At 68.8% G+C, this 22,632-nt stretch carries 21 protein-coding genes; 11 read left to right on the plus strand and 10 right to left on the minus strand.

Features of this window, described 5'->3' with window-relative positions:
• Nucleotides 1-39: 39 nt before the first annotated feature.
• The 6 genes from atuF to AT700_RS10445 form a co-directional block, all read right to left on the minus strand.
• Nucleotides 40-2,025 carry a geranyl-CoA carboxylase subunit apha gene (atuF, locus tag AT700_RS10420; protein WP_034071653.1) on the minus strand — a complete coding sequence of 662 codons (1,986 nt, stop codon included), beginning with the start codon at nucleotides 2,023-2,025 and terminating at the stop codon, nucleotides 40-42.
• Nucleotides 2,026-2,070: 45 nt separating this feature from the next.
• Nucleotides 2,071-2,865 (minus strand): isohexenylglutaconyl-CoA hydratase, encoded by a 795-nt coding sequence (gene atuE, locus AT700_RS10425; protein ID WP_003143706.1) that lies wholly within the window; start codon nucleotides 2,863-2,865, stop codon nucleotides 2,071-2,073.
• A 20-nt stretch (nucleotides 2,866-2,885) separates the two neighbouring features.
• Nucleotides 2,886-4,046 carry a citronellyl-CoA dehydrogenase gene (gene atuD, locus AT700_RS10430; RefSeq protein ID WP_003101733.1) on the minus strand — a complete coding sequence of 387 codons (1,161 nt, stop codon included), beginning with the start codon at nucleotides 4,044-4,046 and terminating at the stop codon, nucleotides 2,886-2,888.
• A 116-nt stretch (nucleotides 4,047-4,162) separates the two neighbouring features.
• Nucleotides 4,163-5,779, minus strand: coding sequence for a geranyl-CoA carboxylase subunit beta (gene atuC, locus AT700_RS10435; RefSeq protein WP_003090993.1), 1,617 nt, complete (start codon nucleotides 5,777-5,779; stop codon nucleotides 4,163-4,165).
• 1 nt (nucleotide 5,780) lies between these two features.
• Entirely contained in the window at nucleotides 5,781-6,659 is an 879-nt protein-coding gene (locus AT700_RS10440) for an SDR family oxidoreductase (protein ID WP_003090991.1), read from the minus strand.
• Nucleotides 6,660-6,728: 69 nt separating this feature from the next.
• Complete coding sequence (locus AT700_RS10445; RefSeq protein ID WP_003130781.1) at nucleotides 6,729-8,531, minus strand: acyclic terpene utilization AtuA family protein; 1,803 nt, start codon at nucleotides 8,529-8,531, stop codon at nucleotides 6,729-6,731.
• Between the two features lie 253 nt (nucleotides 8,532-8,784).
• Here AT700_RS10445 and atuR point away from each other — a divergent pair, with 253 nt between their 5' ends.
• Complete coding sequence (atuR, locus tag AT700_RS10450; protein ID WP_003117641.1) at nucleotides 8,785-9,408, plus strand: atu genes transcriptional repressor AtuR; 624 nt, start codon at nucleotides 8,785-8,787, stop codon at nucleotides 9,406-9,408.
• Here atuR and AT700_RS10455 read toward each other — a convergent pair whose 3' ends face one another.
• Both AT700_RS10455 and AT700_RS10460 read right to left on the minus strand, forming a co-directional pair.
• The gene (locus tag AT700_RS10455) at nucleotides 9,409-10,173 is read right to left on the minus strand and encodes a CPBP family intramembrane glutamic endopeptidase (protein WP_003090986.1); all 765 of its coding nucleotides are present in this window, start codon (nucleotides 10,171-10,173) and stop codon (nucleotides 9,409-9,411) included.
• Between the two features lie 232 nt (nucleotides 10,174-10,405).
• Nucleotides 10,406-10,573, minus strand: a complete 168-nt coding sequence (locus tag AT700_RS10460) for a DUF2897 family protein (protein WP_003090984.1) — start codon at nucleotides 10,571-10,573, stop codon at nucleotides 10,406-10,408.
• Between the two features lie 235 nt (nucleotides 10,574-10,808).
• On the opposite strand from AT700_RS10460, the gene AT700_RS10465 reads away from it, so the two are divergent.
• Both AT700_RS10465 and AT700_RS10470 read left to right on the plus strand, forming a co-directional pair.
• Entirely contained in the window at nucleotides 10,809-12,110 is a 1,302-nt protein-coding gene (locus tag AT700_RS10465; protein ID WP_048521050.1) for a sensor histidine kinase, read from the plus strand.
• A 1-nt stretch (nucleotide 12,111) separates the two neighbouring features.
• Entirely contained in the window at nucleotides 12,112-13,023 is a 912-nt protein-coding gene (locus AT700_RS10470; RefSeq protein ID WP_003090981.1) for a response regulator, read from the plus strand.
• A gap of 8 nt (nucleotides 13,024-13,031) precedes the next feature.
• On the opposite strand, the gene AT700_RS10475 is transcribed toward AT700_RS10470, so the two are convergent.
• On the minus strand, nucleotides 13,032-13,502 hold the full coding sequence (locus AT700_RS10475) for a multidrug/biocide efflux PACE transporter (protein WP_003101714.1): 471 nt from the start codon (nucleotides 13,500-13,502) through the stop codon (nucleotides 13,032-13,034).
• Between the two features lie 91 nt (nucleotides 13,503-13,593).
• Between AT700_RS10475 and AT700_RS10480 the strand changes: the two genes are divergently transcribed.
• The gene (locus tag AT700_RS10480; protein WP_003090978.1) at nucleotides 13,594-14,484 is read left to right on the plus strand and encodes a LysR family transcriptional regulator; all 891 of its coding nucleotides are present in this window, start codon (nucleotides 13,594-13,596) and stop codon (nucleotides 14,482-14,484) included.
• Between the two features lie 22 nt (nucleotides 14,485-14,506).
• Here AT700_RS10480 and AT700_RS10485 read toward each other — a convergent pair whose 3' ends face one another.
• Nucleotides 14,507-15,148, minus strand: coding sequence for a DUF924 family protein (locus tag AT700_RS10485; protein ID WP_003122518.1), 642 nt, complete (start codon nucleotides 15,146-15,148; stop codon nucleotides 14,507-14,509).
• A gap of 45 nt (nucleotides 15,149-15,193) precedes the next feature.
• Between AT700_RS10485 and AT700_RS10490 the strand changes: the two genes are divergently transcribed.
• The 7 genes from AT700_RS10490 to AT700_RS10520 all read left to right on the plus strand — a co-directional run bounded on the left by AT700_RS10490 (nucleotide 15,194) and on the right by AT700_RS10520 (nucleotide 22,630).
• The gene (locus AT700_RS10490) at nucleotides 15,194-16,087 is read left to right on the plus strand and encodes a LysR family transcriptional regulator (RefSeq protein ID WP_003101696.1); all 894 of its coding nucleotides are present in this window, start codon (nucleotides 15,194-15,196) and stop codon (nucleotides 16,085-16,087) included.
• Nucleotides 16,088-16,183: 96 nt separating this feature from the next.
• A complete protein-coding gene (gene pyrF / locus AT700_RS10495) occupies nucleotides 16,184-16,882 on the plus strand; it encodes an orotidine-5'-phosphate decarboxylase (RefSeq protein WP_003090975.1) in 699 nt (232 codons plus the stop codon).
• Nucleotides 16,883-17,111: 229 nt separating this feature from the next.
• Nucleotides 17,112-18,029, plus strand: coding sequence for an AAA family ATPase (locus AT700_RS10500; RefSeq protein WP_003114741.1), 918 nt, complete (start codon nucleotides 17,112-17,114; stop codon nucleotides 18,027-18,029).
• Nucleotides 18,029-18,982 carry a DUF58 domain-containing protein gene (locus AT700_RS10505; RefSeq protein WP_003122519.1) on the plus strand — a complete coding sequence of 318 codons (954 nt, stop codon included), beginning with the start codon at nucleotides 18,029-18,031 and terminating at the stop codon, nucleotides 18,980-18,982. The genes AT700_RS10500 and AT700_RS10505 overlap by 1 nt, the downstream gene beginning before the upstream one ends.
• Entirely contained in the window at nucleotides 18,979-20,985 is a 2,007-nt protein-coding gene (tgpA, locus tag AT700_RS10510; protein ID WP_048521051.1) for a protein-glutamine gamma-glutamyltransferase TgpA, read from the plus strand. The genes AT700_RS10505 and tgpA overlap by 4 nt, the downstream gene beginning before the upstream one ends.
• Nucleotides 20,982-21,752, plus strand: a complete 771-nt coding sequence (locus AT700_RS10515; protein WP_003114744.1) for a CHAD domain-containing protein — start codon at nucleotides 20,982-20,984, stop codon at nucleotides 21,750-21,752. The genes tgpA and AT700_RS10515 overlap by 4 nt, the downstream gene beginning before the upstream one ends.
• An 80-nt stretch (nucleotides 21,753-21,832) precedes the next feature.
• On the plus strand, nucleotides 21,833-22,630 hold the full coding sequence (locus AT700_RS10520; protein WP_003090970.1) for an acyl-CoA thioesterase: 798 nt from the start codon (nucleotides 21,833-21,835) through the stop codon (nucleotides 22,628-22,630).
• The last annotated feature ends 2 nt before the right edge of the window (nucleotides 22,631-22,632 follow it).

Below are 22,632 nucleotides of genomic sequence, written 5' to 3' on the forward strand. Positions count from 1 at the left end.
TTTCTTGTCGTTGTCGTTGCGGATGAGCGGCGGGTTGTCTCAGGCGTCGGCTTCCACCTCGACCAGCACCTGCCGGTTGCGCACCTGCTCGCCACGGCCGACCTGGACGCGGCGGACCACGCCGTCGACTCCGGCCTTCAGCGGGTGTTCCATCTTCATTGCCTCCAGCACCAGCAGCAGTTGGCCCTTGCCGACCCGCTCGCCCTCGCCGACCAGCACCTCGACGATGGCGCCGTCCATCGGCGCCTTGAGCGTGCCGGAACTGGCGCCGGCCTGGGCGCTGGCGCCGGCGTGGGTGACGTCGAGCAGTTCGAGGTTGCCGCCGTGGCCGTATAGCCAGAGGCGCCCGCCGTCCAGGTGGTAGGCGTGGCGGCGGCGAATGCCGTCGAGTTCGGCGCTGGCCCAGCGTCCGTCGCAGTCGAGCAGGCGCACGGCGATCTCGCGTCGCTCCAGGCGCGCCAGCAGTCGCGGCCGGCGACCGCTTTCGAGGACGTCCAGGCCGATCTCCAGGCGCTGTTCGGCGTGCTTCAGGACGATCTTCCACGGTGCCCCGGCGGCGCTGCGCCAGCCGGCCAGGCCGGGCTGGTGCGCACTGGCCTCGGCGCCGGCCTGGTAGAGCAGGGCGGCGGCCAGGGCCAGTTCCTCGGCGCCCGGCTGGCGCGGTTGCAGGCTGGGGTCTTCGGCGAAGCGTTCGCCGATGAAGGCGGTGGTCGCCTCGCCGGCGGCGAAGTCCGGATGCGCCAGGAGGTTGGCGAGGAACCGCTGGTTGCCGTCGACCCCCAGCAGCACGCAGCGCTCCAGCGCGCGGATCAGCTTGCGCCGGGCTTCGTCGCGGGTCGCCCCGTAGGCGATCAGCTTGGCCAGCATCGGGTCGTAGAAGGGCGTCACCGCCTGCCCCTCGACCAGGCCATGGTCGATGCGTACGCCGGGCAGCAGTTCCGGGTCCCAGCGCAGCACCGTGCCGGTCTGCGGCAGGAAGCCGCGACCGGCGTCCTCGGCGTAGAGGCGGACCTCGATGGCATGCCCGCGCAGTTCCACCTGTTCCTGCCGCAGCGGCAGCGGATGGCCCTCGGCGACGCGGATCTGCCAGGCCACCAGGTCCTGGCCGGTGACCAGTTCGGTGACCGGGTGTTCGACCTGCAGGCGGGTATTCATCTCCAGGAAGTAGAAGCGGCCATCCTCGCCGAGAAGAAACTCGACGGTGCCGGCGCCCACGTAGTTGACCGAAGCCGCGGCCTTCACCGCCGCCTCGCCCATGGCGCGACGCAGGTCGGCATCGAGCACCGGGCAGGGAGCTTCCTCGATGACCTTCTGGTGGCGGCGCTGCACCGAGCAGTCGCGTTCGCCGAGGTAGAGCAGGTTGCCGTGGCGGTCGCCGAACACCTGGATCTCCACATGGCGCGGGCGCAGCACGGCCTTCTCCAGGATCAGTTCGGCGCTGCCGAAGGCGCCCAGCGCTTCCGAGCGTGCGGTGCGCAACTGGTCCAGCAGTTGGTCGGGTTCCTCCACCAGGCGCATGCCGCGGCCGCCGCCGCCGGCGCTGGCCTTGATCATCAGTGGGTAGCCGATGCGTTCGGCCTCGCGCCGCAGGGTCGCGTCGTCCTGTTCGGCGCCTTCGTAGCCGGGGATGCACGGCACCCCGGCGGCGAGCATGGCGATCTTCGACAGGCGCTTGCTGCCCATCAGGTGGATGGCTTCCGCATCCGGGCCGATGAAGACGATCCCGGCGGCTTCGCAGGCACGGGCGAATTCGGCGTTCTCGGAGAGGAAGCCGTAGCCGGGGTGGATCGCCTCGGCGCCGCTGCGACGGGCGGCGTCGAGGATCGCCTCGATATTCAGGTAGGACTGCGCCACCGCTGCCGGGCCGATGCACACGGCCTCGTCGGCCAGTTGCACATGGCGGGCCTCGGCGTCCGCCTCGCTGTACACGGCAACGCTGCGGTAGCCCAGTTCATGGGCGGTGCGCAGCACCCGGCAGGCGATTTCACCGCGGTTGGCGACGAGGATCTTGTTGAAGCTGGGCATGTCGTTCGGCTCCTGGAGGCTGTTGCCCTGTTTCGCGGTCGTGGCTCACTGGGCCCAGACCGGCTTGCGTTTCTGTACGAAGGCCAGGGTGCCTTCACTGCCTTCGGCGCCGCCCACCGCTTCGGCGAACTGTCGCGCCGCATCGTCCAGCAGGGCGCCGAGTTCGCCGCTTTCGCTGGCCAGCAGCAGGGCCTTGGTGGCGGCGTTGGCGTTCGGCGCGCAGCGGCGCAGTTGCTCGAGGGTTTCCTCCAGGCGCTGTTCGAGGGCATCGGCGTCGGCCTCGCAGAAATGCACCAGGCCCAGGCGCAGCGCCTCGCGGCCGTCGAAGCGGGCGGCGGTGAGGGCCAGGCGGCGGGCCTGGGTCAGGCCGATGCGGCGGACCACGAAAGGCGCGATCTGCGCCGGGAGAATGCCGAGGCTGGTTTCCGGCAGGCCGAACTGCGCATCGGCGGCGGCGATCGCTACGTCCGACACGCAGGCCAGGCCGAAACCGCCGCCGAGCACCGCGCCTTCCACCAGCGCCACCAGCAGTTGCGGGGCGGCCTGGGCTTCCTCCAGCAGGCTGCCGAAGGCGCGGTTCAGCGTGCGGTAGGCTTCCGCCCCGGCGGCGCGGGCACCGGCCATGTCCTTGATGTCGCCGCCGGCGCAGAAGTGCCCGCCGGCGCCGCGCAGCACCAGCGCCCGCACGCTACGGTCGTCGCGCACGGCGGCGAGCACCGCGCGCAGTTCGCCGACCATCGCCAGGCTCATGGCGTTGCGGCTTTGCGGGCGGTTCAGGGTGATCCGCAGGACGCCCTCGATGGGTTCCAGCAGCAGGGTCTCGCAATGCGGCAGGCTCATGCCGGTTTCCTCCTGGAACGTCAGCCTTTCTTCTTGCCCGGCAGGATGCCCATCAGCTTGCAGATGATGCCGAGCATGATCTCGTCGGCACCGCCGCCGATGGATACCAGGCGGGTGTCGCGGTAGGCGCGGGAGACCGGGTTGTCCCACATGAAGCCCATGCCGCCCCAGTACTGCAGGCAGGCGTCGCTGACCTCGCGGCCGAGGCGGCCGGCCTTGAGCTTGGCCATGGAAGCCAGGCGCGTCACGTCCCTGCCTTTCACGTACAGCTCGGTGGCCTGGTAGACCAGGGCGCGCAGCGCCTCGACCTCGGTCATCATCTCGGCCATGCGGAAGTGGATGACCTGGTTGTCGATCAGCGGCTGGCCGAAGGTCCTGCGCTCCTTGCAATACTCGATGGTGACGTCGATGCAGTGCTCCAGGCCCTTGATCATGTTGGCCGCGCCGAACAGCCGTTCTTCCTGGAACTGCAGCATCTGCATCATGAAGCCGGCGCCCTCCGCGCCGATGCGGTTGCGCTGCGGTACGCGGACGTTATCGAAGAACACCTGGGCGGTCTCCGAACTGCGCATGCCGAGCTTGTCCAGGTGCGGACTGAGGGTAATGCCCGGGGTCTTCATCGGGACCACGATCAGCGACTTGTTGACGTGCGGCTTGTCGTCGGAGGTATTGGCGAGCAGGCACATGAAGTCGGCCGACGGCGAGTTGGTGATCCACATCTTGCTGCCGTTGATCACATAGTCGTCGCCGTCCTTGCGCGCGGTGGTCTTCAGGCCGGCGACGTCGGAGCCGGCGCCGACCTCGGAGACGCCGATGCAGCCGACCATCTCGCCGGCGATGGCCGGGCGGAGGAACTCCTCGCGCAACTCGTCGGAACCGAAGCGGGCCAGGGCCGGGGTGCACATGTCGGTCTGCACGCCGATGGCCATCGGGATGCCGCCGCAGGTGATGCTGCCGAATTCCTCGGCGGCGACGATCGAGTAGCTGTAGTCCAGGCCCATGCCGCCGAACTTCTCCGGCTTGGAGATGCCCAGCAGGCCGAGTTCGCCGGCCTTGCGGAAGATCTCGTGGATCGGGAAGCGGCCGTCCTTTTCCCACTGGTCGACGTTGGGGTTGATTTCCCGCTCGACGAAGCTGCGAACGGTGCGGCGGAGTTCCTCGTGTTCCTGGGTGAAGATCATGGGTTGTCTTTCCTCCTGGGCATCATTGTTTTCCGGCAGGATCCGCTTGCTCTTTCCCAACCCTCTTCCTTCAGGGAGAGCGGGGAGAGGGGCTGTCGCCGGCTCGCCTGTTGCAGTCAGAACCTCGCGACCCCGAAGCTGTTGCCCTTCAGCGGCCGCGCCTCGGCTTCCGCGCAGATATCCAGCAGGTAGCCGAGCAGCCTGCGGCTGTCGCGCGGGTCGACCAGGCCGTCGTCCCACAGGCTGGCGGTGCCGTAAAGCGCGGTGGACTGGCTGTCGAGCTTCTGCGCGGTGACGGTTTCCAGCATGTCGAGCATCTTCGGGTCGGCTTCCTTGCCTTCCTTGGCGTGTTTCTCCTCGGTGACGATGCGCAGCACCTTGCCGGCCTGGGCGCCGCCCATCACCGCGGTGCGACTGTTCGGCCAGGCGAAGATGAAGCGCGGGTCGAGGCCGCGTCCGCACATCGCGTAGTTGCCGGCGCCGTAGGAGCCGCCGACCACCAGGGTCAGCTTGGGCACGCGGGCGTTGGCCACCGCCTGGATCATCTTCGAGCCGTGCTTGATCACGCCCTGGCGCTCCGACTCGGTGCCGACCATGAAGCCGGTGGTGTTGTGCAGGAACAGCAGCGGCGTGTTGCTCTGTTCGCAGAGTTGGATGAACTGCGCCGCCTTGGCCGCGCCCTGCGGGGTGATCGGTCCGTTGTTGCCGATCAGGCCGCAGGCGTGGCCCTCGATGCGCAGGTGGCCGCAGACGGTCTGGCCGTCGAACTCGTTCTTGAAGTCGAGGAACTCGGAGCCGTCGGCGATGCGCGCGACGATCTCGCGGACGTCGTAGGGCTTCTTCGGGTCGGCCGGAACCACCCCGAGCAGCTCCTCCACCGGGTACAGCGGTTCGCGCCAGGAACGCGCCGGGCGCGCCGGCAGTTGTGCGTTCCACGGCAACATGCCGACGATCTCGCGGGCCAGGCGCACGCCGTCGGCGTCGTTTTCCGCCAGGTATTCCGCGGTGCCGGCGACCTGCGCGTGCAGTTCGGCTCCGCCGAGTTCCTCGTCGCTGGCGATCTCGCCGGTGGCGGCCTTGAGCAACGGCGGCCCGGCGAGGAACATCTTGGCCTTGCCGCGCACCACCACCACGTAGTCCGACAGCCCCGGCTGGTAGGCACCGCCGGCGGTGCTGGAACCATGCACCACGGTGACCTGGGGAATGCCCATGGCGGAGATCCGCGCCTGGTTGGCGAAGCCGCGCGCACCTTCGACGAAGATCTCCGCCGCGTAGTTGAGGTTGGCGCCACCGCTTTCGGTGAGGGTCACCACCGGCAGCTTGTTCTCCATGGCGATCTGCTGCAGGCGCAGGGTCTTCTTCAGCCCGGTCGGGGAGATGGTGCCGCCCTTGATCGCGCTGTTGCTGGCACTGACCAGGCAGCGCACCCCGGCGATGTAGCCGATCCCGGCGATGATCCCGCCGCCGGCCTGGGTGCCGTCCTTGTCGTCGTGCAGCTTGTAGCCGGCCAGCGAGGACAGTTCGAGGAACGGCGCGCCCGGGTCGAGCAGCAGCGCCAGGCGTTCGCGCGGCAGCAGCTGGCCGCGTTTCTCGAACTTCGGCCTGGCCTCGGCGGCCTTGTCCAGGACCTTCTGCTCCAACTCGCGGAAGCCGGCCACGGCGGCGAGCATGGCCTCGCGGTTGCGGGCGAAGTCCTCGCCGTTGACGTCGAGTTCCGACTGGATCGCGGGCATGTCAGTCCTCCTGGTCCTTCAGTACGTCGGGCAGGTAGGCGCGGTGGAAGCCGTTGTACGCGCGGCTCTGTCCCGGCTTGCCCTTGAATAGCGGGAAGGCGCGGCTGCCCTGGCTGGCGGCGCCGTCGATGCGGATCGTGTTGCCGCTGACGAAGGCGGCGCCGGGGGAGAGGAGGAAGACGATGGCGGCGGCGACTTCCGACTCGCTGCCGATGCGCTTGAGCGGCACGTGCTCGCGCAGGGTCGGGATCACCGCCTTGAACGCGCCTTCGTAGGTATCCATGCCGCTGGACGCGATCCAGCCCGGCGCCACCGCGTTGACCCGCACGCCGGCATGGCCCCACTCGACGGCGGCGGTCCTGGTGAAATTCTCCATGCCGGAGCGTGCGGCGCCGGAGTGACCCATGCCGGGCATGCCGCCCCACATGTCGGCGAGCATGTTGACGATGCTGCCGCCGGTCTTGCTCATCGACTGGTTGAACACTTCGCGGGCGACCAGGAAGCCGCCGACCAGGTTGGTGCGGAGCACGGTCTCGAAGCCCTTCTGGCTGATCGAGGCGAGGGGCGAGGGATACTGGCCGCCGGCGTTGTTGACGAGGTGATGGATGGTCCCGCGTTCGGCCAGGATATTCGCCACCAGCGTCTTCACCGCTTCCTCCTCGCGGATGTCGCAGGCGTGCCAGCTGACGCTGCCGCCGTCCTCGACGATCTCGCCGGCGGTCTTCTCCAGCTTTTCCGCCTTGCGTCCGACCAGCACCACGTGGGCGCCGAGGGCCGCCAGCTCGTGGGCGGTGCAGCGGCCGATGCCGCTGCCGCCGCCGGTGACGATGATGGTCTGGCCGTCGAACAGGCCAGGTCGGAAGATCGAGTCGTAGCTCATTGTTCTGGTGACTCCGATGAATCCCGTAGAGGGGCAGCGGAACGCCGCATTCGCCGTTCCTGGTTGTGGTTATCTGCCTTGCGTTTCCAGCGCGTCGGCGAGCGCCTGCGGCACCGCCACCGGGAACTCCAGCAACTGCTGGGCAAAGGCCTTGCCCTGCGGGTCGATGCGCAGGCTGGCGACGCCGCCGCCGCCGAGGGCGTTCTCCAGCAGGAAGTTCAGGCTGTGGCTGCCCGGCAGGTACCAGCGGCCGACCCGGCCGGTCTGCGGGTCGAGCACATGCTGCATCCAGTCCACCACCGCGCCTTCCTCCAGCGCCTCGGCGATCCACGGCAGGTACTCCGGGCGCCGCGCCATGACCCCGATGTTGCTGTGGTTGCCTTTGTCGCCGGAGCGCGCCACCGCTAGCTTCACCAGCGGCACGCTGGCGCTGGCGGGCTGCTCCGGGCGTGGCGGCTGGCGCGCCTCGGCCAATCGTGCCGGGTCGAAGGCTTCGAGGACCGGCAGTTCCAGCGGATGGCGCTGGCCGTCGATCTCTACGCTCAACGCGCATTGCGCCTTGTCGATCAGGAAAGAGAACAGGCGGATCACCGGATACACCGTCGGCCGGCCGCCGACGATGCCGGTCAGGCCGGGCGCCATCCCGGTGGCGGCCTGGGCGATCTCGCGGGAGAACAGCACCAGGGCTTCCTTGCGCGGATGCCGGACGGCCAGCTTGACCACCACTTCGCGGCTGTCCTGCCGTCGCCCATGGGGACCATAGGTGGCTTCGCTGCCGAGCAGTTCGACATTGACCTCGCGGTAGGGCTCCCAGCCGCGCTCGGCGAAGATTTCCTCGGTCCTGGCGATGATCGCCTGGCTGACCCGCTCGGCCTTCTTCAGCGCATCGATGCCGGCGATCAGGCAACTGGCGGTGCAGCGGAAACCGTCCGGATAGGTGGCGCTGACCTTGTACCGGTCGGTGGGCGGCAGGCCGCGCGCGCCTTCCACCGCGACCCGGTCGGGTCCGACCTGGCGCAGGCGCACCTCGGTGAAGTCGCAGACCACGTCGGGCAGCAGGTAGGCGCGTGGGTCGCCGATCTCGTAGAGCATCTGTTCGCCGACGCTCAGTTCGCTGACCAGGCCACCGGTGCCGGGCGCCTTGGTCACCACGAAGCGCCCGTCGGCCTCGACCTCGACGATGGGGAAACCGATGTGCTCATAGTCCGGCACCTGCTCCCAGTCGGTGAAATTGCCGCCGGTGCATTGCGCGCCGCATTCGACGATGTGCCCGGCGAGGGCTGCCTGGGCCAGTCGGTCGTAGTCGTCCCAGGCCCAGCCGAACTCGTGCACCAGGGCGGCGCTGACCACCGCGCTGTCGACCACCCGGCCGGTGATCACGATATCCGCGCCCAGGCGCAGGGCCTCGACGATGCCCGGCGCGCCGAGGTAGGCGTTGAGCGAGACGCACATCGGCGGGAAAGGCGCGTCGCTGAACATCTCGCGGATGCCGGCCTTGGCCAGTTCGGCCTGGCGCGCTTGCAGGTTGTCGCCATGGAGCACGGCGATCTTCAGCTGCACCCCGGCCTTCTCGCAGGCCGCGGCGAGGGCGGCGGCACAGGCCTGCGGATTGATCCCGCCAGCGTTGCTGATGACGCGGATCTTCTTCTCGGCGATCTCGCCCAGCAGTGGTGCGAGGACCTCGACGAAGTCGGTGGCGTAGCCGGCGTCCGGCTGTTTCAGGCGGGCGCCGGCCATGATCGACATGGTGATCTCGGCCAGGTAGTCGAACACCAGGTAGTCCAGCGGCGCGCCGCGCACCAGCTGCGCGGCCGCGGTGCAGGTGTCGCCCCAGAAGGCCGAGGCGCAGCCGATGCGTACGGTCTTTTGCATTGTTCTTGACCCGTGACGGCGGAAGTGTGGGGCGACATTACCAAGCAAGCGCTTGGTTGAGAAGAGGGCGGAAACAAATCCGTTCTCGGCTGTTACCCAAGCGCTTGCTCGGTCGTCTTCGCAGGCATACATTTCATGAATGCCGACAAGCACTTGCGGGGCAATCCCGAGGCCGGTCGGCAAATACGGAGCGGCCGGGCGCGCGGATGAGCGGCACCGAGCCGCCGACGATCCGGAAAAGGGGTACTCAGCGTTGGACGATCAGAAAGCCCGGGAAGTGATGCTGGAGCTGGTGGCTACCGGACAGCTCACCGATCCGGAAAGCGCCCGCGGCAAGCTGCTGCAGACCGCCGCCCACCTGTTCCGCAGCAAAGGCTACGAACGCACCACGGTGCGCGACCTGGCCAGCGCGGTGGGCATCCAGTCGGGCAGCATCTTCCATCACTTCAAGAGCAAGGACGAGATCCTGCGCTCGGTGATGGAAGAGACCATCCTCTACAACACCGCCCTGATGCGCGCCGCCCTGGCCGACGCCGAGGACCTGCGCGAGCGGGTGCTGGGACTGATCCGCTGCGAGCTGCAATCGATCATGGGCGGTACCGGCGAGGCGATGGCGGTGCTGGTCTACGAGTGGCGCTCGCTGTCCGCCGAAGGCCAGGCGTACATCCTCGGCCTGCGCGACATCTACGAGCAGATGTGGCTCGACGTGCTGGGGGAGGCGCGGCTGGCCGGCTACTGCCAGGGCGATCCGTTCATCCTGCGGCGCTTCCTCACCGGCGCGCTGTCCTGGACCACCACCTGGTTCCGTCCGGAAGGACCGATGAGTCTCGATCAGCTCGCCGAGGAGGCCCTGGCGCTGGTGATCAAGGACGCCTGATCACTCGGAGATCAGGCGGAACGGGTAGCTCAGCAGGAGGAAGTGCAGGGTGTTGATCGAGGCGTGCAGCAGCACCGCCAGGGACAGCCGCCCGCTGAAGTGCAGGACCATGCCGTAGCCCAGCCCGGCGATCCCGGCCAGCAGCGCGTACACCGGGTTCACCAGCAGGTGCAGCGCGGCGTAGGCGAGGGTCGCGACGATGATTCCCGGCCAGGCGCCGAACCAGCGGATCAACTGGCTTTGCAGCAGGCCGCGGAAGAACGCCTCCTCGGCCAGCGAGACCACCCCGACGTTCAGTACCAGCCACCACCAGAAGGCATCCGGCCACTTCGGCTGCCAGCTCGCGGCATTGGTCATGATCGACAGCAGCGGCACCACGAAGAAGGTCAGGCAGAAGGCCAGCGCGGTGATATCCAGCGACACCAGCGGCTGCTTCGGCCGGCGTAGCCACCAGGCGAGCAGGGTAAGGGCGACCAGGGCCTTGTCCCAGGGCAGCCAGATCATCTGGATCGGCGGGCTGGCGCTGGCAAGGTCCCAGGGGAACAGGCGCAGGGGAATGAAGCCGGGCAGGTAGTGGATGGCGATCAGGGCGCTGGCGGCGAGGCTCACCGGCCACCAGAGCAGGGTCGGCAGCCAGCGCTCGGCGTAGGTCACCCAGATGATGTAGAGCAGGACGATGACCGCCGTCAGCAGCGCGATGTGCCCGGTGAAGAAGCCCCCGAGCAGGAACAGAATGGGTAGAAGCGGTATCAGACGCCCGAGCATGCAGCCTCCCGTTTAAAGGAGGGATTCTAAAGGCATTTCGACCCGCGGATGGGAAAAGCGCAAGGAACGAACCTTCTGCCAGAGGGAAACACACGGGGAACGAACCCCAGGTTGCGCAGGAAAAACCACGCGCGGCCCGCATGACTCCGCCCCGCGAGCCTTCGCCTCGCCGGTTTTTCGCCCGCCGGGGTTTTCCTACGAGACCTAGTGACCCGCCGGCAGGCCAATAGGTTCAGCGGTCCTTCGCCTCCTGCGCGTCCAGCTCGGCGTTGCGTTCATGGATGCGTTTGAGCTGTTCCTCGCTCAACGGCAGCTTCTTCGCCGAGTCGCGTAGCAGCAGGAGTCCGCCGACGATGGAGCCCAGGGCGAGGACGATGATCAACCAGGCGTACCAGGGCATGTTGTTCTCCCTCATCGATATGAATGTTCACCATACGCCGGGTTTGCCTTTCTGTCAGACAACGCTCCGGCGCGAGGCCCTGTGGTTGAGACTCCCGGCGGCGCTCGGAAGTTGCGGGCGGAGAAAACGCTGAGCCTGGCCGGCGTGATGCCTGTCACATGTTGGCAATCTGACATTGCTTAACTGGCGGGTATCCCTTCATTGCCCGTCCGGGCCTGCCAGCGAGAGGTTGCCGATGTCTCCGAGCGCGTTGTCCCGTCTGTTGCGCCCGGTGGAACCCCTGACTCCGGCGATGAGCATCAGCGACGTCGCCGACCGCCTGCTGATGCCGGAGCACCGTGCCTTCCTCTCGCTGCCGGTGGTCGACGACGAGCGCCGGGTCCTCGGCCTGGTCAGCCGCTACACCCTCCAGGACATCTTCATGCAGCGTTTCGGCCGCGACCTCTGGGGCCGCCATCCGGTGCGCGACGTCATGAACCGGGCGCCCCTCAGCGTCTCCCTCGGCGCCAGCCTGGAAGAGGCGGCGCAGCAGGTCACCGGTCGCCTGCAGTATCCGATCACCGAGGACTTCGCCCTGGTCGACGAAGAGGGCCGCTACCGTGGCCTGGGCACCGTGCTCGACCTGCTGAAGGCCATGGAGGCGCGCATCGCCCAGCGCAACCGGGTGCTGCGCAAAGCGCTGGTGGACCTCAAGGAGTCCCAGGCGCAACTGGTGCAGTCGGAAAAGATGGCTTCGCTCGGGCAGATGGTGGCCGGGGTCGCACACGAGCTGAACACGCCGCTCGGCTACGTCGGCAACAACCTGGCGCTGCTGGAGGAGCTGAGCGATCCCTTGTTGCGCCTGGCCGATGCCCAGGCGGCGCTGGTCGACTGCCTGGGCGACCCGCAGTGCGACGAAGCGCGCCTGGCGCAGGCGCTGCAGGCGGCCGACGCGGTGCGCCGCGAAGCCGCCGTCGAACAGTTGCGCGAGGACCTGCGGCAATTGTTCGTCGATACCCGCTACGGCCTCGGCCAGATCGGCGAGCTGGTTTCCGGGCTCAAGGACTTCGCCCGCCTGGACCGCGCCTTCAGCGAGGAGGTCGACCTCAACGACTGCGTGCGCAACGCCGTGCTGATCGCCCGCACCGCCACCAAGGACAAGGCCGAGATCAGCAGCCAGCTCGGCGAGCTGCCGCTTATCGCCTGCGCGCCGTCGCAGATCAACCAGGTGCTGCTGAACCTGCTGACCAACGCCGCGCAGGCCATGGAGCGTTTCGGCCGCATCCTGCTGAAGAGCTGGGCCGACGAGCGCCAGGTGTTCCTCTCCGTGCAGGACAACGGCAAGGGCATGCCCGCCGAGGTCCTCGGCCGGATCTTCGACCCGTTCTTCACCACCAAGCCGGTGGGGCAGGGCACCGGGCTCGGCCTGTCGATCAGCTACAAGATCATCCAGCAACATGGCGGGACCATCCGCGTGGCCTCCGAACCGGGCCGCGGAACCCGCTTCCTCATCAGCCTGCCGCGAGAGCAGGCCCGCGAACTGAAACGGAGCGCCTGACATGAGCCCATCTCCCGTCCGCATTCTCTTCGTCGATGACGAGGAGCGCATCCTGCGCAGCCTGGCCATGCAGTTCCGCCGCCATTACGAGGTGCTCACCGAGAGCGACCCGCGGCGCGCCCTGGAGCGCCTGAAGACGGAACGGATACAGGTGCTGGTCAGCGACCAGCGCATGCCGCAGATGAGCGGCGCCGAACTGCTGGCGCAGGCTCGCGAGCGCTATCCGGAGACCCTGCGGATTCTCCTCACCGGCTATTCCGACCTCGATGCCGCCGTCGACGCGCTCAACGACGGTGGCATCTTCCGCTACCTGACCAAGCCCTGGAATCCCCAGGAAATGGCCTTCACCCTGCGCCAGGCGGCGGAGATCGCCAGCCGCCAGGGCCTGCCGGCGCCGCCCGCGGCCACGCTGGCGGCGCCGCTGAGCGTGCTGCTGCTCGACGACGACCCGGAAACCCTGGACTGCGTCGGGGCCTTCTGCCATGCCGGCGGGCATCGCCTGCTGCGTGCGCGCAACCTGGCCGAGGCGCTGGTGTGGCTGAACACCGAACCGGTGGAGGTGCTGGTCAGCGACCTGAAGCTGGCCGGGGAGCATACCGCGCCGCTGCTGAAATCCCTGGCCCAGGCCCATCCGCGCCTGCTCAGCCTGGTGGTCACGCCGTTCCGCGACACCCAGGCCCTGCTCGAACTGATCAACCAGGCGCAGATATTCCGCTACCTGCCCAAGCCGATCCGCAGGGGATTGTTCGAGAAAGGCCTGAAGGCGGCCGCCGAGCAGGCCTTGCTGTGGCGCGGGCGAAGCCTGCCGGAGGTCGACCGGCTGGCCGAGGTGCCGCGCGACGAGCGCGAGAAGGAACGGGTCGGCAGCCTGCTCGGCATGCTCGGCCGCCTGCGCGAGCGGCTGACGGCCTGAACGCCGGCCTAGCCGGCGTCGCAACCGGCGGCCTTGGCCTGGCGGCTTTCCACCAGGCGTGCGCGGAGGACGTCGTAGCTCCAGTTGAAGGCCATGGTGTAGGGCAGGAAGAACAGGATCAGGCCCATGTCGAGGAGGAACGCCTCGACCAGTCCGATCGACAGCCACCAGGCGGCCAGCGGTACCAGCACCACGATCAGGCCCAGCTCGAAGAGCATCGCATGCAGCACCCGGACCTGCAGGGTGCGCTGGAAGCCCATGCGCCGCTGGGCGCGGTCGAAGAGGCTGTTGAAGAGCATGTTCCAGAGCATCGCCACGGTGGAGAACATCAGCGTCAGCGCACCCATGTGCGCCAGGGGCTTGTTCATCACCAGCGACAGCACCGGCGCGGTGAGGAGGACGGCCAGGCCCTCGAAGGCCAGGGCGTGGAAGATCCGCTCCTTGAGAGTCTTGTCGAGGGCGGTGTGGGTGTGGGTCATGGCGAACGCTCCCGGTTCGTCGTTGAAGTCGGGCTGTATTGTCATCGGTCTTTGGGATAGGGTTAAGTTGGATACCATCGGAAAAACCGATATGCATTTGTCGCCCGAATCCCTCGAGGCCTTCGTCCAGGCCGTTTCCCTCGGCTCCTTCAGCGCCGCCGCGCGCAAGCTGGGCAAGAGCCAGTCGACCGTCAGCGAGGCCATTGCCCGGCTGGAGATCGACCTCGGCCTGGAACTCTTCGATCGCAGTGGCCGCCAGCCGCAACTGACCGAGGCCGGACGCACCCTGCTGGGACGGGTCGAGGAGGTCCTCGGCGCATCCGACCGCCTGCGCCGGGTCGCCGCGCTGCTCGCCGGCGGCTCGGAACCACGGGTGACCCTGGCGCTATCCGACACCTACCATTCGGCGCGCTACGAGGCGCGCCTGGCCGAACTGGACGAGCGTTACCCTGAGCTGGAGTTCGAATGCCTGATCGCCGAGGACCAGGACGTGATCGCCCAGGTCAGCCGCGGCCGCGCCACCCTCGGCCTGCTCGCCGCGCAGCCGCACTACCCGCCGGAGCTGGGCGTGGCGGCGGTCGCCGAGCGTGCCGAGTTCGGCCTGTTCGCCGCCGTCGACCATCCGCTGGCGGGCCTGGAGCGGGTCAGCGAGCGTGACCTTTCCGAATGGCGTCTGCTGCGCCTGAACACCTATAGCGAGACCGGCGCGGCGATCAACGACGGCCTGCCGTCCAGCGGCGGGCGCTGCTGGTCGGCGCCCAACTACCTGTTGCTGCTGGAAATGGCCACCCACGGCTTCGGTTGGGCCGAGCTGCCGCGCTGGCTGGTCAGCGGCTACGCCAACGGACGGCTGAAGGAGTTGCCGGTGTCCGGCTGGCCGCGCAGCCAGGCGGTGGACGTGGTCTGGTCGCGGCAGCGGCCGTTGGGACCGGCGGCCAACTGGTTGCTGGACCGCTTGCTGGATCGCGACCTGCCTATCTAGGGAGGGCCGGCTGAGCCCCGGTTCAGCCGGCGAAGCCGCCGGCGGCGAGGAAGGCGAGTTCCTCGGCGCTGGACGGGCGACCGAGGATCGGATTGCGATGGGGAAAGCGCCCGAAGCGGCGGATGATCTCTCGATGCTCACGAGCGTGGGCGAGGAAGGGCTGGCCGAGTCCGTGGTTCAGCGCTACCGAGCGATCCTGGTCGGCAAGGTTCTCGGCATGGGCGAACGGCAGGTAGAAGAACAGCCGCAGCGCGTCCCCGACCTGGCGGTCGAGGCCTTGTCCCAGAGCCCGCTCCGCCCAGCGCCGCGCTTGGGCGTCGCTGGCGTACATGCGCGGGGTTCCACGGAAGGCGTTGCGCGGGTACTGGTCGAGCAGCAACAGCAGGCCGAGATGGTCCTCGGCTTCATCGGCAGCCGGGCGCAGCGCGTCGGCGCAGGCAAGCTCGTAGAGGTGGGCGAAGCGCTCGCGGAAGCGCCGGTCGAAATCGGCGTTCCTGGCGAACCAGAGGGTAGGGCCGGCATCGCGCCAGAAACCGACCACTTCCGGCAGCGGGGACGCGCTGGGAGGAAGCAAAAGCGCTGCATGGGGCATCTGCGGATCCAGGAAGTAGAGTAGGGACTCCAGGCTATTGGTCCGGGTTCTTTGGATAAACGTAGGTGGCATGGATAGACTGTCCAGCCATCCCGAATAGAGAGAAGGGGCCTGCCCATGGATCGTCTGGACAGCATGCGCGTGTTCCTGCGCGTTGCCGAAACCGGCAGCTTCACCAAGGCCGCGGACCTGCTGGACATGCCGCGGGCGACGGTCTCGGCGGCGGTCCAGCAGCTCGAAGCGCAACTCGGCAGCCGGCTGCTGCATCGCACCACCCGGCAGGTCCAGCTGACCCACGACGGCAGCGTGGTGCTGGAGCGTTGCCGCCACCTGCTGGAAGACATGGAGGAGCTGGAGAGCCTGTTCCACGACGGCAGCCGCGCCAGCGGCCGGCTCAAGGTCGACGTGCCGAGCCGGGTGGCGCGACTGCTGATCGCCCCGGCGCTGCCGGAATTCTTCCGCCAGCATCCGGACATCGAACTGGAACTGGGTTCCAGCGACCGTTCGGTGGACCTGGTGCAGGAGGGCGTCGACTGCGTCCTGCGGGTCGGCCAGTTGGGCAACAGCAGCCTGGTGGCGCGACGCCTCGGCGAGATGCAACTGATCAATTGCGCCAGTCCCGCCTACCTGGAAGAGCATGGCGAGCCACGGACGCCAGCCGACCTCGACCGGCACTGGGCGGTCAACTATGCCTCGCCCAGCAGCGGCCGGGTGTTGCCCTGGGAGTATCGCGAGGATGGGCGCACCCTGACCCGCGCGTTGCGCAGCCGGGTCACGGTGAACAACGCGGAAAGCTACATCGCCTGCTGCCTGTCCGGACTGGGCCTGATCCAGATCCCTGCCTACGACGTGCGCGAGCACCTCCAACGCGGCGAGCTGCGCGAGGTGCTGCCGCAGTGGCGGGCCGAAGCGATGCCGGCGTACGCCCTGTATCCGCACCGGCGGCATCTGTCGCGGCGGGTCAGGGCATTCGTCGACTGGCTGGAGCAACTGCTCCGCGCCCGCCTCTAGTCCACGACGTTCATCTCCCCGGCGCGTTCCGGGCTACGGCAAACGGCCGGATTCTGCGACAATGCGCGCCGTTTTCGATTCGCCGCGAGAGAGCCCATGTCCGCCTGCCAGTCCCCCATCATCGTCGCCCTGGATTTCCCCACCCGTGAGGCCGCCCTGGCGCTGGCCGATCAGCTGGACCCGAAACTGTGCCGGGTGAAGGTCGGCAAGGAACTCTTCACCAGTTGTGCCGCGGGTATAGTCGAGACCTTGCGTGGCAAGGGCTTCGAGGTGTTCCTCGACCTGAAATTCCACGACATCCCGAACACCACGGCGATGGCGGTGAAGGCCGCCGCCGAGATGGGCGTGTGGATGGTCAACGTGCACTGCTCCGGCGGCCTGCGCATGATGGCCGCCTGCCGCGAGACGCTGGAGGCCTTCAGCGGGCCCAGGCCGTTGCTCATCGGCGTGACCGTGCTGACCAGCATGGAGCGCGAGGACCTGGCGGGCATCGGCCTCGACATCGAGCCCCAGGAGCAGGTGTTGCGCCTCGCCGCCCTGGCGCAGAAGGCCGGCATGGACGGCCTGGTCTGCTCGGCCCAGGAAGCGCCGGCGCTGAAGGCCGCCCATCCGGGCCTGCAACTGGTCACGCCGGGCATCCGCCCGGCCGGCAGCGCCCAGGACGACCAGCGGCGCATCCTCACCCCGCGCCAGGCCCTGGACGCCGGCTCCGATTACCTGGTGATCGGCCGGCCGATCAGCCAGGCCGCCGACCCGGCCAAGGCGCTGGCGGCGATCGTCGCCGAACTGGGCTGAGGCGGCTTCCCCCACGCCTGCCGTCGGCGACCGTCGCGCGCCGTGTCGAGCCGGACTGGCGCAGGCATCATCCGCGCCTGTCCCTCCCCAGCGTCTAGGCTTGTAGCGGGCACTCCGGCAAGTACCGGTGGCAACGGTTTCACAGTTTCGTGAGGAAAAATTGCAAGTGCCTTGCCGGCTGGCCCCAGGCCAGTAGGATCGCTGTTTTCCCCGGAAACGCGAGGTCGGGATGCTGAACACCCTGGAAGCCTGCCTGAAGGCGGTCGATGAGATTCTCCTGGGCAAGGACCGCCAGGTGCGCCTGGCCCTGGCCTGCCTGCTGGCCCGTGGGCACCTGTTGATCGAAGACCTGCCGGGGATGGGCAAGACTACCCTCAGCCATGCCCTGGCGCGGGTGCTCGGGCTCAGTTTCCAGCGCATCCAGTTCACCTCGGACCTGCTGCCGGGCGATATCCTCGGTACCTCGGTGTTCGACAAGGACAGCGGGCAATTCGTCTTCCATCCCGGGCCGATCTTCGCCGAACTGGTGCTTGCCGACGAGATCAACCGCGCCACGCCGAAAAGCCAGAGCGCCTTGCTCGAGGCGATGGAAGAAGGCCAGGTGACCATCGAGGGCGCCACCCGGCCCTTGCCGGAACCGTTCTTCGTCATCGCCACGCAGAACCCGGCCAGCCAGGGCGGCACCTTCTCCCTGCCGGAATCGCAGCTGGATCGCTTCCTGATGCGCCTGTCGCTGGGTTACCCCGGGCGCGCGGCGGAACGCTCGCTGTTGCTCGGCGAAGCCCGGCGCGATCTGCTGCCGCGCCTGGAACCCTTGCTCGACCATGCGGCGCTGGCCGCTTTCCAGGCCGAAGTGCCGAAGATCCGCGCCAGCGACGCGCTGGTGGACTACGTGCTGCGCCTGGTCGAAGCGACCCGCACGCAGCCGGCCTTCGCCCTCGGCCTGTCGCCGCGCGGTAGCCTGGCGTTGCTCGCCGCGGCGCGTGCCTGGGCGCTGCTGGCGGGACGCGACTATGTGATTCCGGAAGACGTCCAGGCGGTGTTGCCGGCGGTCGCCGGGCATCGCCTGCGCGACCAGGCGGACCCCACCGGGCACGGTGGCGGCGCGCTGGTGCAATGGCTGTTGCGCGAAGTCCCGGCGCTCTGATGCGCCTGCGCAACTGGCCGCGCTGGCAGCGCTGGCTGAACCGACGGATACCGCCGGCGAGCAGCGTCGAGCTGAACCAGCGCCGCGTATTCATCCTGCCGACCCGCCAGGGCGGCGCTTTCGGCCTGGCGCTGCTGGTGATGCTGCTGGCGGCGATCAACTACCAGAACAGCCTGGCCTACGGGTTGACCTTCCTGCTGCTGTCCCTGGGCGTGGTGACCATCCTCCATACCTATCGCAACCTTGCCGGCCTGCGCCTCACCGCGTTGGGAGCGGACCCGGTGTTCGCCGGCGAGCGCGCCGGTTTCCGGGTGCGCCTGGAAAGCCCGCGGCGGGCGCGCCAGGCTATCGCCGTCGGCTGGCCGGAGCGGCCGCTGGAATACGCCGACCTGGCAGGCGACGCGGCTGCCGAGGTGCTGCTGTTCCACCCGACCGAGCGACGCGGCTGGCTGCGGCCGGGGCGCCTGCGGGTGGAGAGTCGCTTTCCCCTCGGCCTGCTGGTGGCCTGGAGCTGGGTCGACCTGCGCCAGCAGGCGCTGGTCTACCCTCGGCCGCAGGCCGGCGAGCCGTTCCTCGCGCCGGGCGCGGAGGATGCCGAGGACCAGGGGCGCGCGCTGGCGAGCGCGGGCGTCGACGACTACCAGGGACTGCGCGCCTACCAGCCGGGCGACTCGCGGCGGCGCCTGCACTGGAAGGCGTTTTCCCGTGGCCAGGGGCTGCTGGTGAAGGACTTCGCCGCGCTCGGTGGGGAAGACTTGTGGCTGGAATTCGAGCGCCTCGGCGGGGATCTCGAAAGTCGCCTGGGCCGCTTGTGCCATGCAGTCCTGGAACTCTCCGCGCGGCAGCAGCCCTATGGCCTGGCGCTGCCCGGCACACGCCTGCAACCGGCCAGCGGCGAGGCCCAGCGCGAGGCCTGCCTGCGTGCGCTAGCGTTGTTCGGAGCGGCGCGATGAACGCGATTCCGCGGGTCGCGCTGGTCTGGCTGCTGGTGGCGCAGGTACTGGTGATCCTGCCGCACCTGGCCTACATGCCGCTGTGGATCGCGGCCATGTGGCTCGGTTGCGCGGCCTGGCGGGTGCAGGTCTTCCGCATGCGTGCCGGCTATCCGCGCGCCTGGGTCAAGCTGGCCCTGGCGCTGCTCGCCGGGGCCGGGGTCTGGTTGTCGCGCGGCAGCCTGGTGGGCCTGGACGCGGGGGCGGTGCTGCTGATCGCCGCGTTCATCCTCAAGCTGGTGGAAATGAAGACCCGCCGCGATGCGCTGGTACTGGTGTTCCTCGGTTTCTTCGCAGTGGTGGTGGGCTACCTGTTCGACGACGGTTTCCTCGCCGCGCTGTACAGCCTGCTGCCGGTGACCGCGTTGCTGGCGGCGCTGATCGGCTTGCAGCAGAGCGCTTTCGCCAGCCGGCCCTGGCCGACCCTGCGGCTGGCCGGCGGGCTGTTGCTGCAGGCGCTGCCGCTGATGCTCCTGCTGTTCCTGTTCTTCCCCCGCCTGGGGCCGCTGTGGTCGTTGCCGATGCCCGGCAACAAGGGGGTCACCGGACTCTCGGAGAGCATGGCGCCAGGGGATATCGCCGAGCTTGGGCGCTCCGCCGAACTGGCGTTCCGGGTCCGCTTCGAGGGCGCACCGCCGCCGCGCGAGCAGCTCTACTGGCGCGCCTTGACCATGGAGCGTTTCGACGGACGACGTTGGGCTCAGGCGCCGCAATGGTCGGGCGAGGATGCTATGCACTGGCAGAAGCGTGGCCCCGAGCTGCGCTACGACGTGATCATGCAGCCCAGTTCGCAGTCCTGGCTGTTCGCCCTCGACGTGGCGCAGACCGACCAGACCGACACGCGCCTGATGAGCGATTTCCACCTGCAGCGACGGCAGCCGGTCGAGCAACGTCTGTTCTACCGAGCCAGTTCCTGGCCACAGGCGCTGCGCGAGTCCAGCATCGATCCGCGCATGCGCTGGCGCAACCTGCAGTTGCCGATGCACGGCAATCCGCGCGCGCGCGCCCTGGCCGAGCAACTGCGCCAGGCCCATGCGCAACCGCAGGCACTGGTCGCGGCCCTGTTGCAGCGCTTCAACCGCGAGCCTTTCGCCTACACCCTGAAACCGCCAGCGACCGGTGCCGACGGGGTGGACGATTTCCTGTTCGACACGCGCAGCGGCTTCTGCGCGCATTACGCCGGGGCGATGGCTTTCGTCCTGCGCGCCGCGGGCATTCCTGCGCGAGTGGTGGCCGGTTACCAGGGCGGCGAGCTGAATCCGGCGGGCAACTACCTGCTGGTGCATCAGTTCGACGCCCACGCCTGGGTCGAGTATTGGCAGCCGGAGCAGGGCTGGCTGAGCGTCGACCCGACCTACCAGGTGGCGCCCGAACGGATCGAACAGGGGCTGGAGCAGGCCCTGGCCGGGGACAGCGAGTACCTCGCCGACGCGCCGCTGTCGCCGTTGCGCTACCGTGGCCTGCCCTGGCTCAACGACATGCGTCTGGCCTGGGACAGCCTGAACTACGGCTGGCAACGCTGGGTCCTGGCCTACCAGGGTGAGCAGCAGGGCGCCTTCCTGCAGCGCTGGTTCGGCGGGCTCGATCCGACCCGACTGGGCCTGTTGCTCGGTGCCGCGGCGATATTGTCGGTCGGTCTGCTCGCGCTGTTCCTGCTCAAGCCCTGGCAAGGCCGTGGCGATCTGCGCAGCCGCCAACTGCGCCGCTTCGAACGCCTGCTGGAGATGCATGGCCTGCGCCGTTCCCCCGGCGAAGGGCTACGCTCCTACGGCGAGCGCGCCGCCCGCGTCCTGCCGGCGCAGGCGCCAGCCATCGCGGCCTTCGTCGGCGCGTTCGAAGCGCAACGCTATGGACACGGCGGTGCCGATGATCCAGGGTTGCGTCTGCGCGCATTGCGCCGGGCGCTGCCCTGGCGCCTGGTGCGCACGCCCACGCGGGATGGCCGGGGAGAGGAGCAGGCATGACGGGGTTCATCGATGAACTGCTGGCTGAGGTGATCGGCCAGCAGGTGGCGTTGATGTCGGCGGTCGCCCGCCTGGAGGCGCGCACGGATGGCGAGGCACTGCACGACCTGCGCATCGCCCTGCGCCGTCTGCGCAGCCTGCTGCGGCCGATCCGCGGAGTCCCCGGCGTCGAGGAGCTGGAGCATGCCGCCGCCGAGGTCGGGCGGCTCAGCGGGCCGATCCGCGACCTGGAGGTGCTGCTGCCGGCGCTCGCCGCCGAAGGGCTGCGGGATGCGCTGGCGGTGCGCCGGCCGGTGCTGGAGTCCGGCTACGTGGCGGTTCTCGCCAGCCAGCCGCTGCACCGCCTGCAGCTTTGCCTGGACGTCTGGCCGGCCCTGTTGCGTACGGCCCAGCGGCATGCCGTGCTGGATGGCCTGCACGGCCGGGTGCGCAAGCGCCTGCGCCGGCAATGGAAGACCCTGCGCGCCGAGCTGGCGGACACCACCTACGAGCACTGGCACCCGCTACGGCTGCGGATCAAGCGCGTGCGCTACGGGCTGGAGGCCTATCCGCACGATTGCAGCATTCCCGGCTCGCTGCTGGCGCCGCTCAAGGCGGCCCAGTCGGCGCTGGGCGATTGGCACGACCTCGAACAGTGGCTGTTGCGATGCCAGCGCGAGCCGGACCTGGCGCCCGTGCGCGAGGTCTGGACGGCACGCTTCGAACTGGCCCGGGAGCGTGCCGGACGGGCCCTGTCGACATTGCAGCAGGCGCTTGCCGGGCACTGAGGCCGCCGGTATTCCGATCGGCTTTTTCCCAAGGATCGCCTCGCCTAAGATGGGCCCTCGAATCCCCTCGCGAGGCACACATGAATTTTTCCGAATTGATCCAGGCGGTCCGCCGCGACCCTTCCTCGGTGGTAGTACCGGCCAGTTGGGGCCAGGGCCGCGCCACCTTCGGTGGCCTGGTGGTGGCGTTGGCCTACGAGGCCATGCTTGCGGTGGTCGAGGCGGGGCGTCCGTTGCGCTCCATCGGCGTCAGCTTCGTCGGACCGCTGGCCCCCGAGCAGCCGGCGAGCTTCAGCGCCCGGTTGTTGCGCGAGGGCAAGGCGGTGAGCCAGGTACAGGTCGAGGTCCGTCAGGGCGAGCAGGTGGTGACGCTGGTCCAGGCCAGTTTCGGCGTCGCCCGCGCGTCGGCGGTGGCGGTGGAAGCGTTGCCGGCGGCCGGGATGAAGGGCCCCGAAGAGAGCCAGGAGCTGCCCTATATCCGTAACGTGACCCCGGAGTTCACTCGCTACATCGCCATGCGCTGGGCAGTGGGCGGCCTGCCGTTCTCTTCGAACAAGTCGCGCCAGATGGGCGGCTGGATGCGTTTCCGCGACGAACCCGAGGGAGAGCCCATGGAGGTTTCCCACCTGCTGGCGCTGCTCGACTCCTGGCCGCCGGCGCTGTTGCCGCACCTGGGCACCCCGGCGATGGCCAGCTCGCTGACCTGGACCGCCGAGTTCCTCCAGCCGCTGCCGCAGCAGGGCAGCGGCGACTGGTGCCGTTACCTGGCGGAGATCGAGGAGGCGCGCGACGGCTACGGCCACGTGGCGGCGCGGATGTGGAGCGCCGACGGCCAGTTGCTGGCGATCAGCCGGCAGATGGTCACGGTGTTCGGCTGAGG

Source organism: Pseudomonas aeruginosa, assembly GCF_001457615.1.
In the GTDB taxonomy this organism is placed as follows: Bacteria; Pseudomonadota; Gammaproteobacteria; order Pseudomonadales; family Pseudomonadaceae; genus Pseudomonas; species Pseudomonas aeruginosa.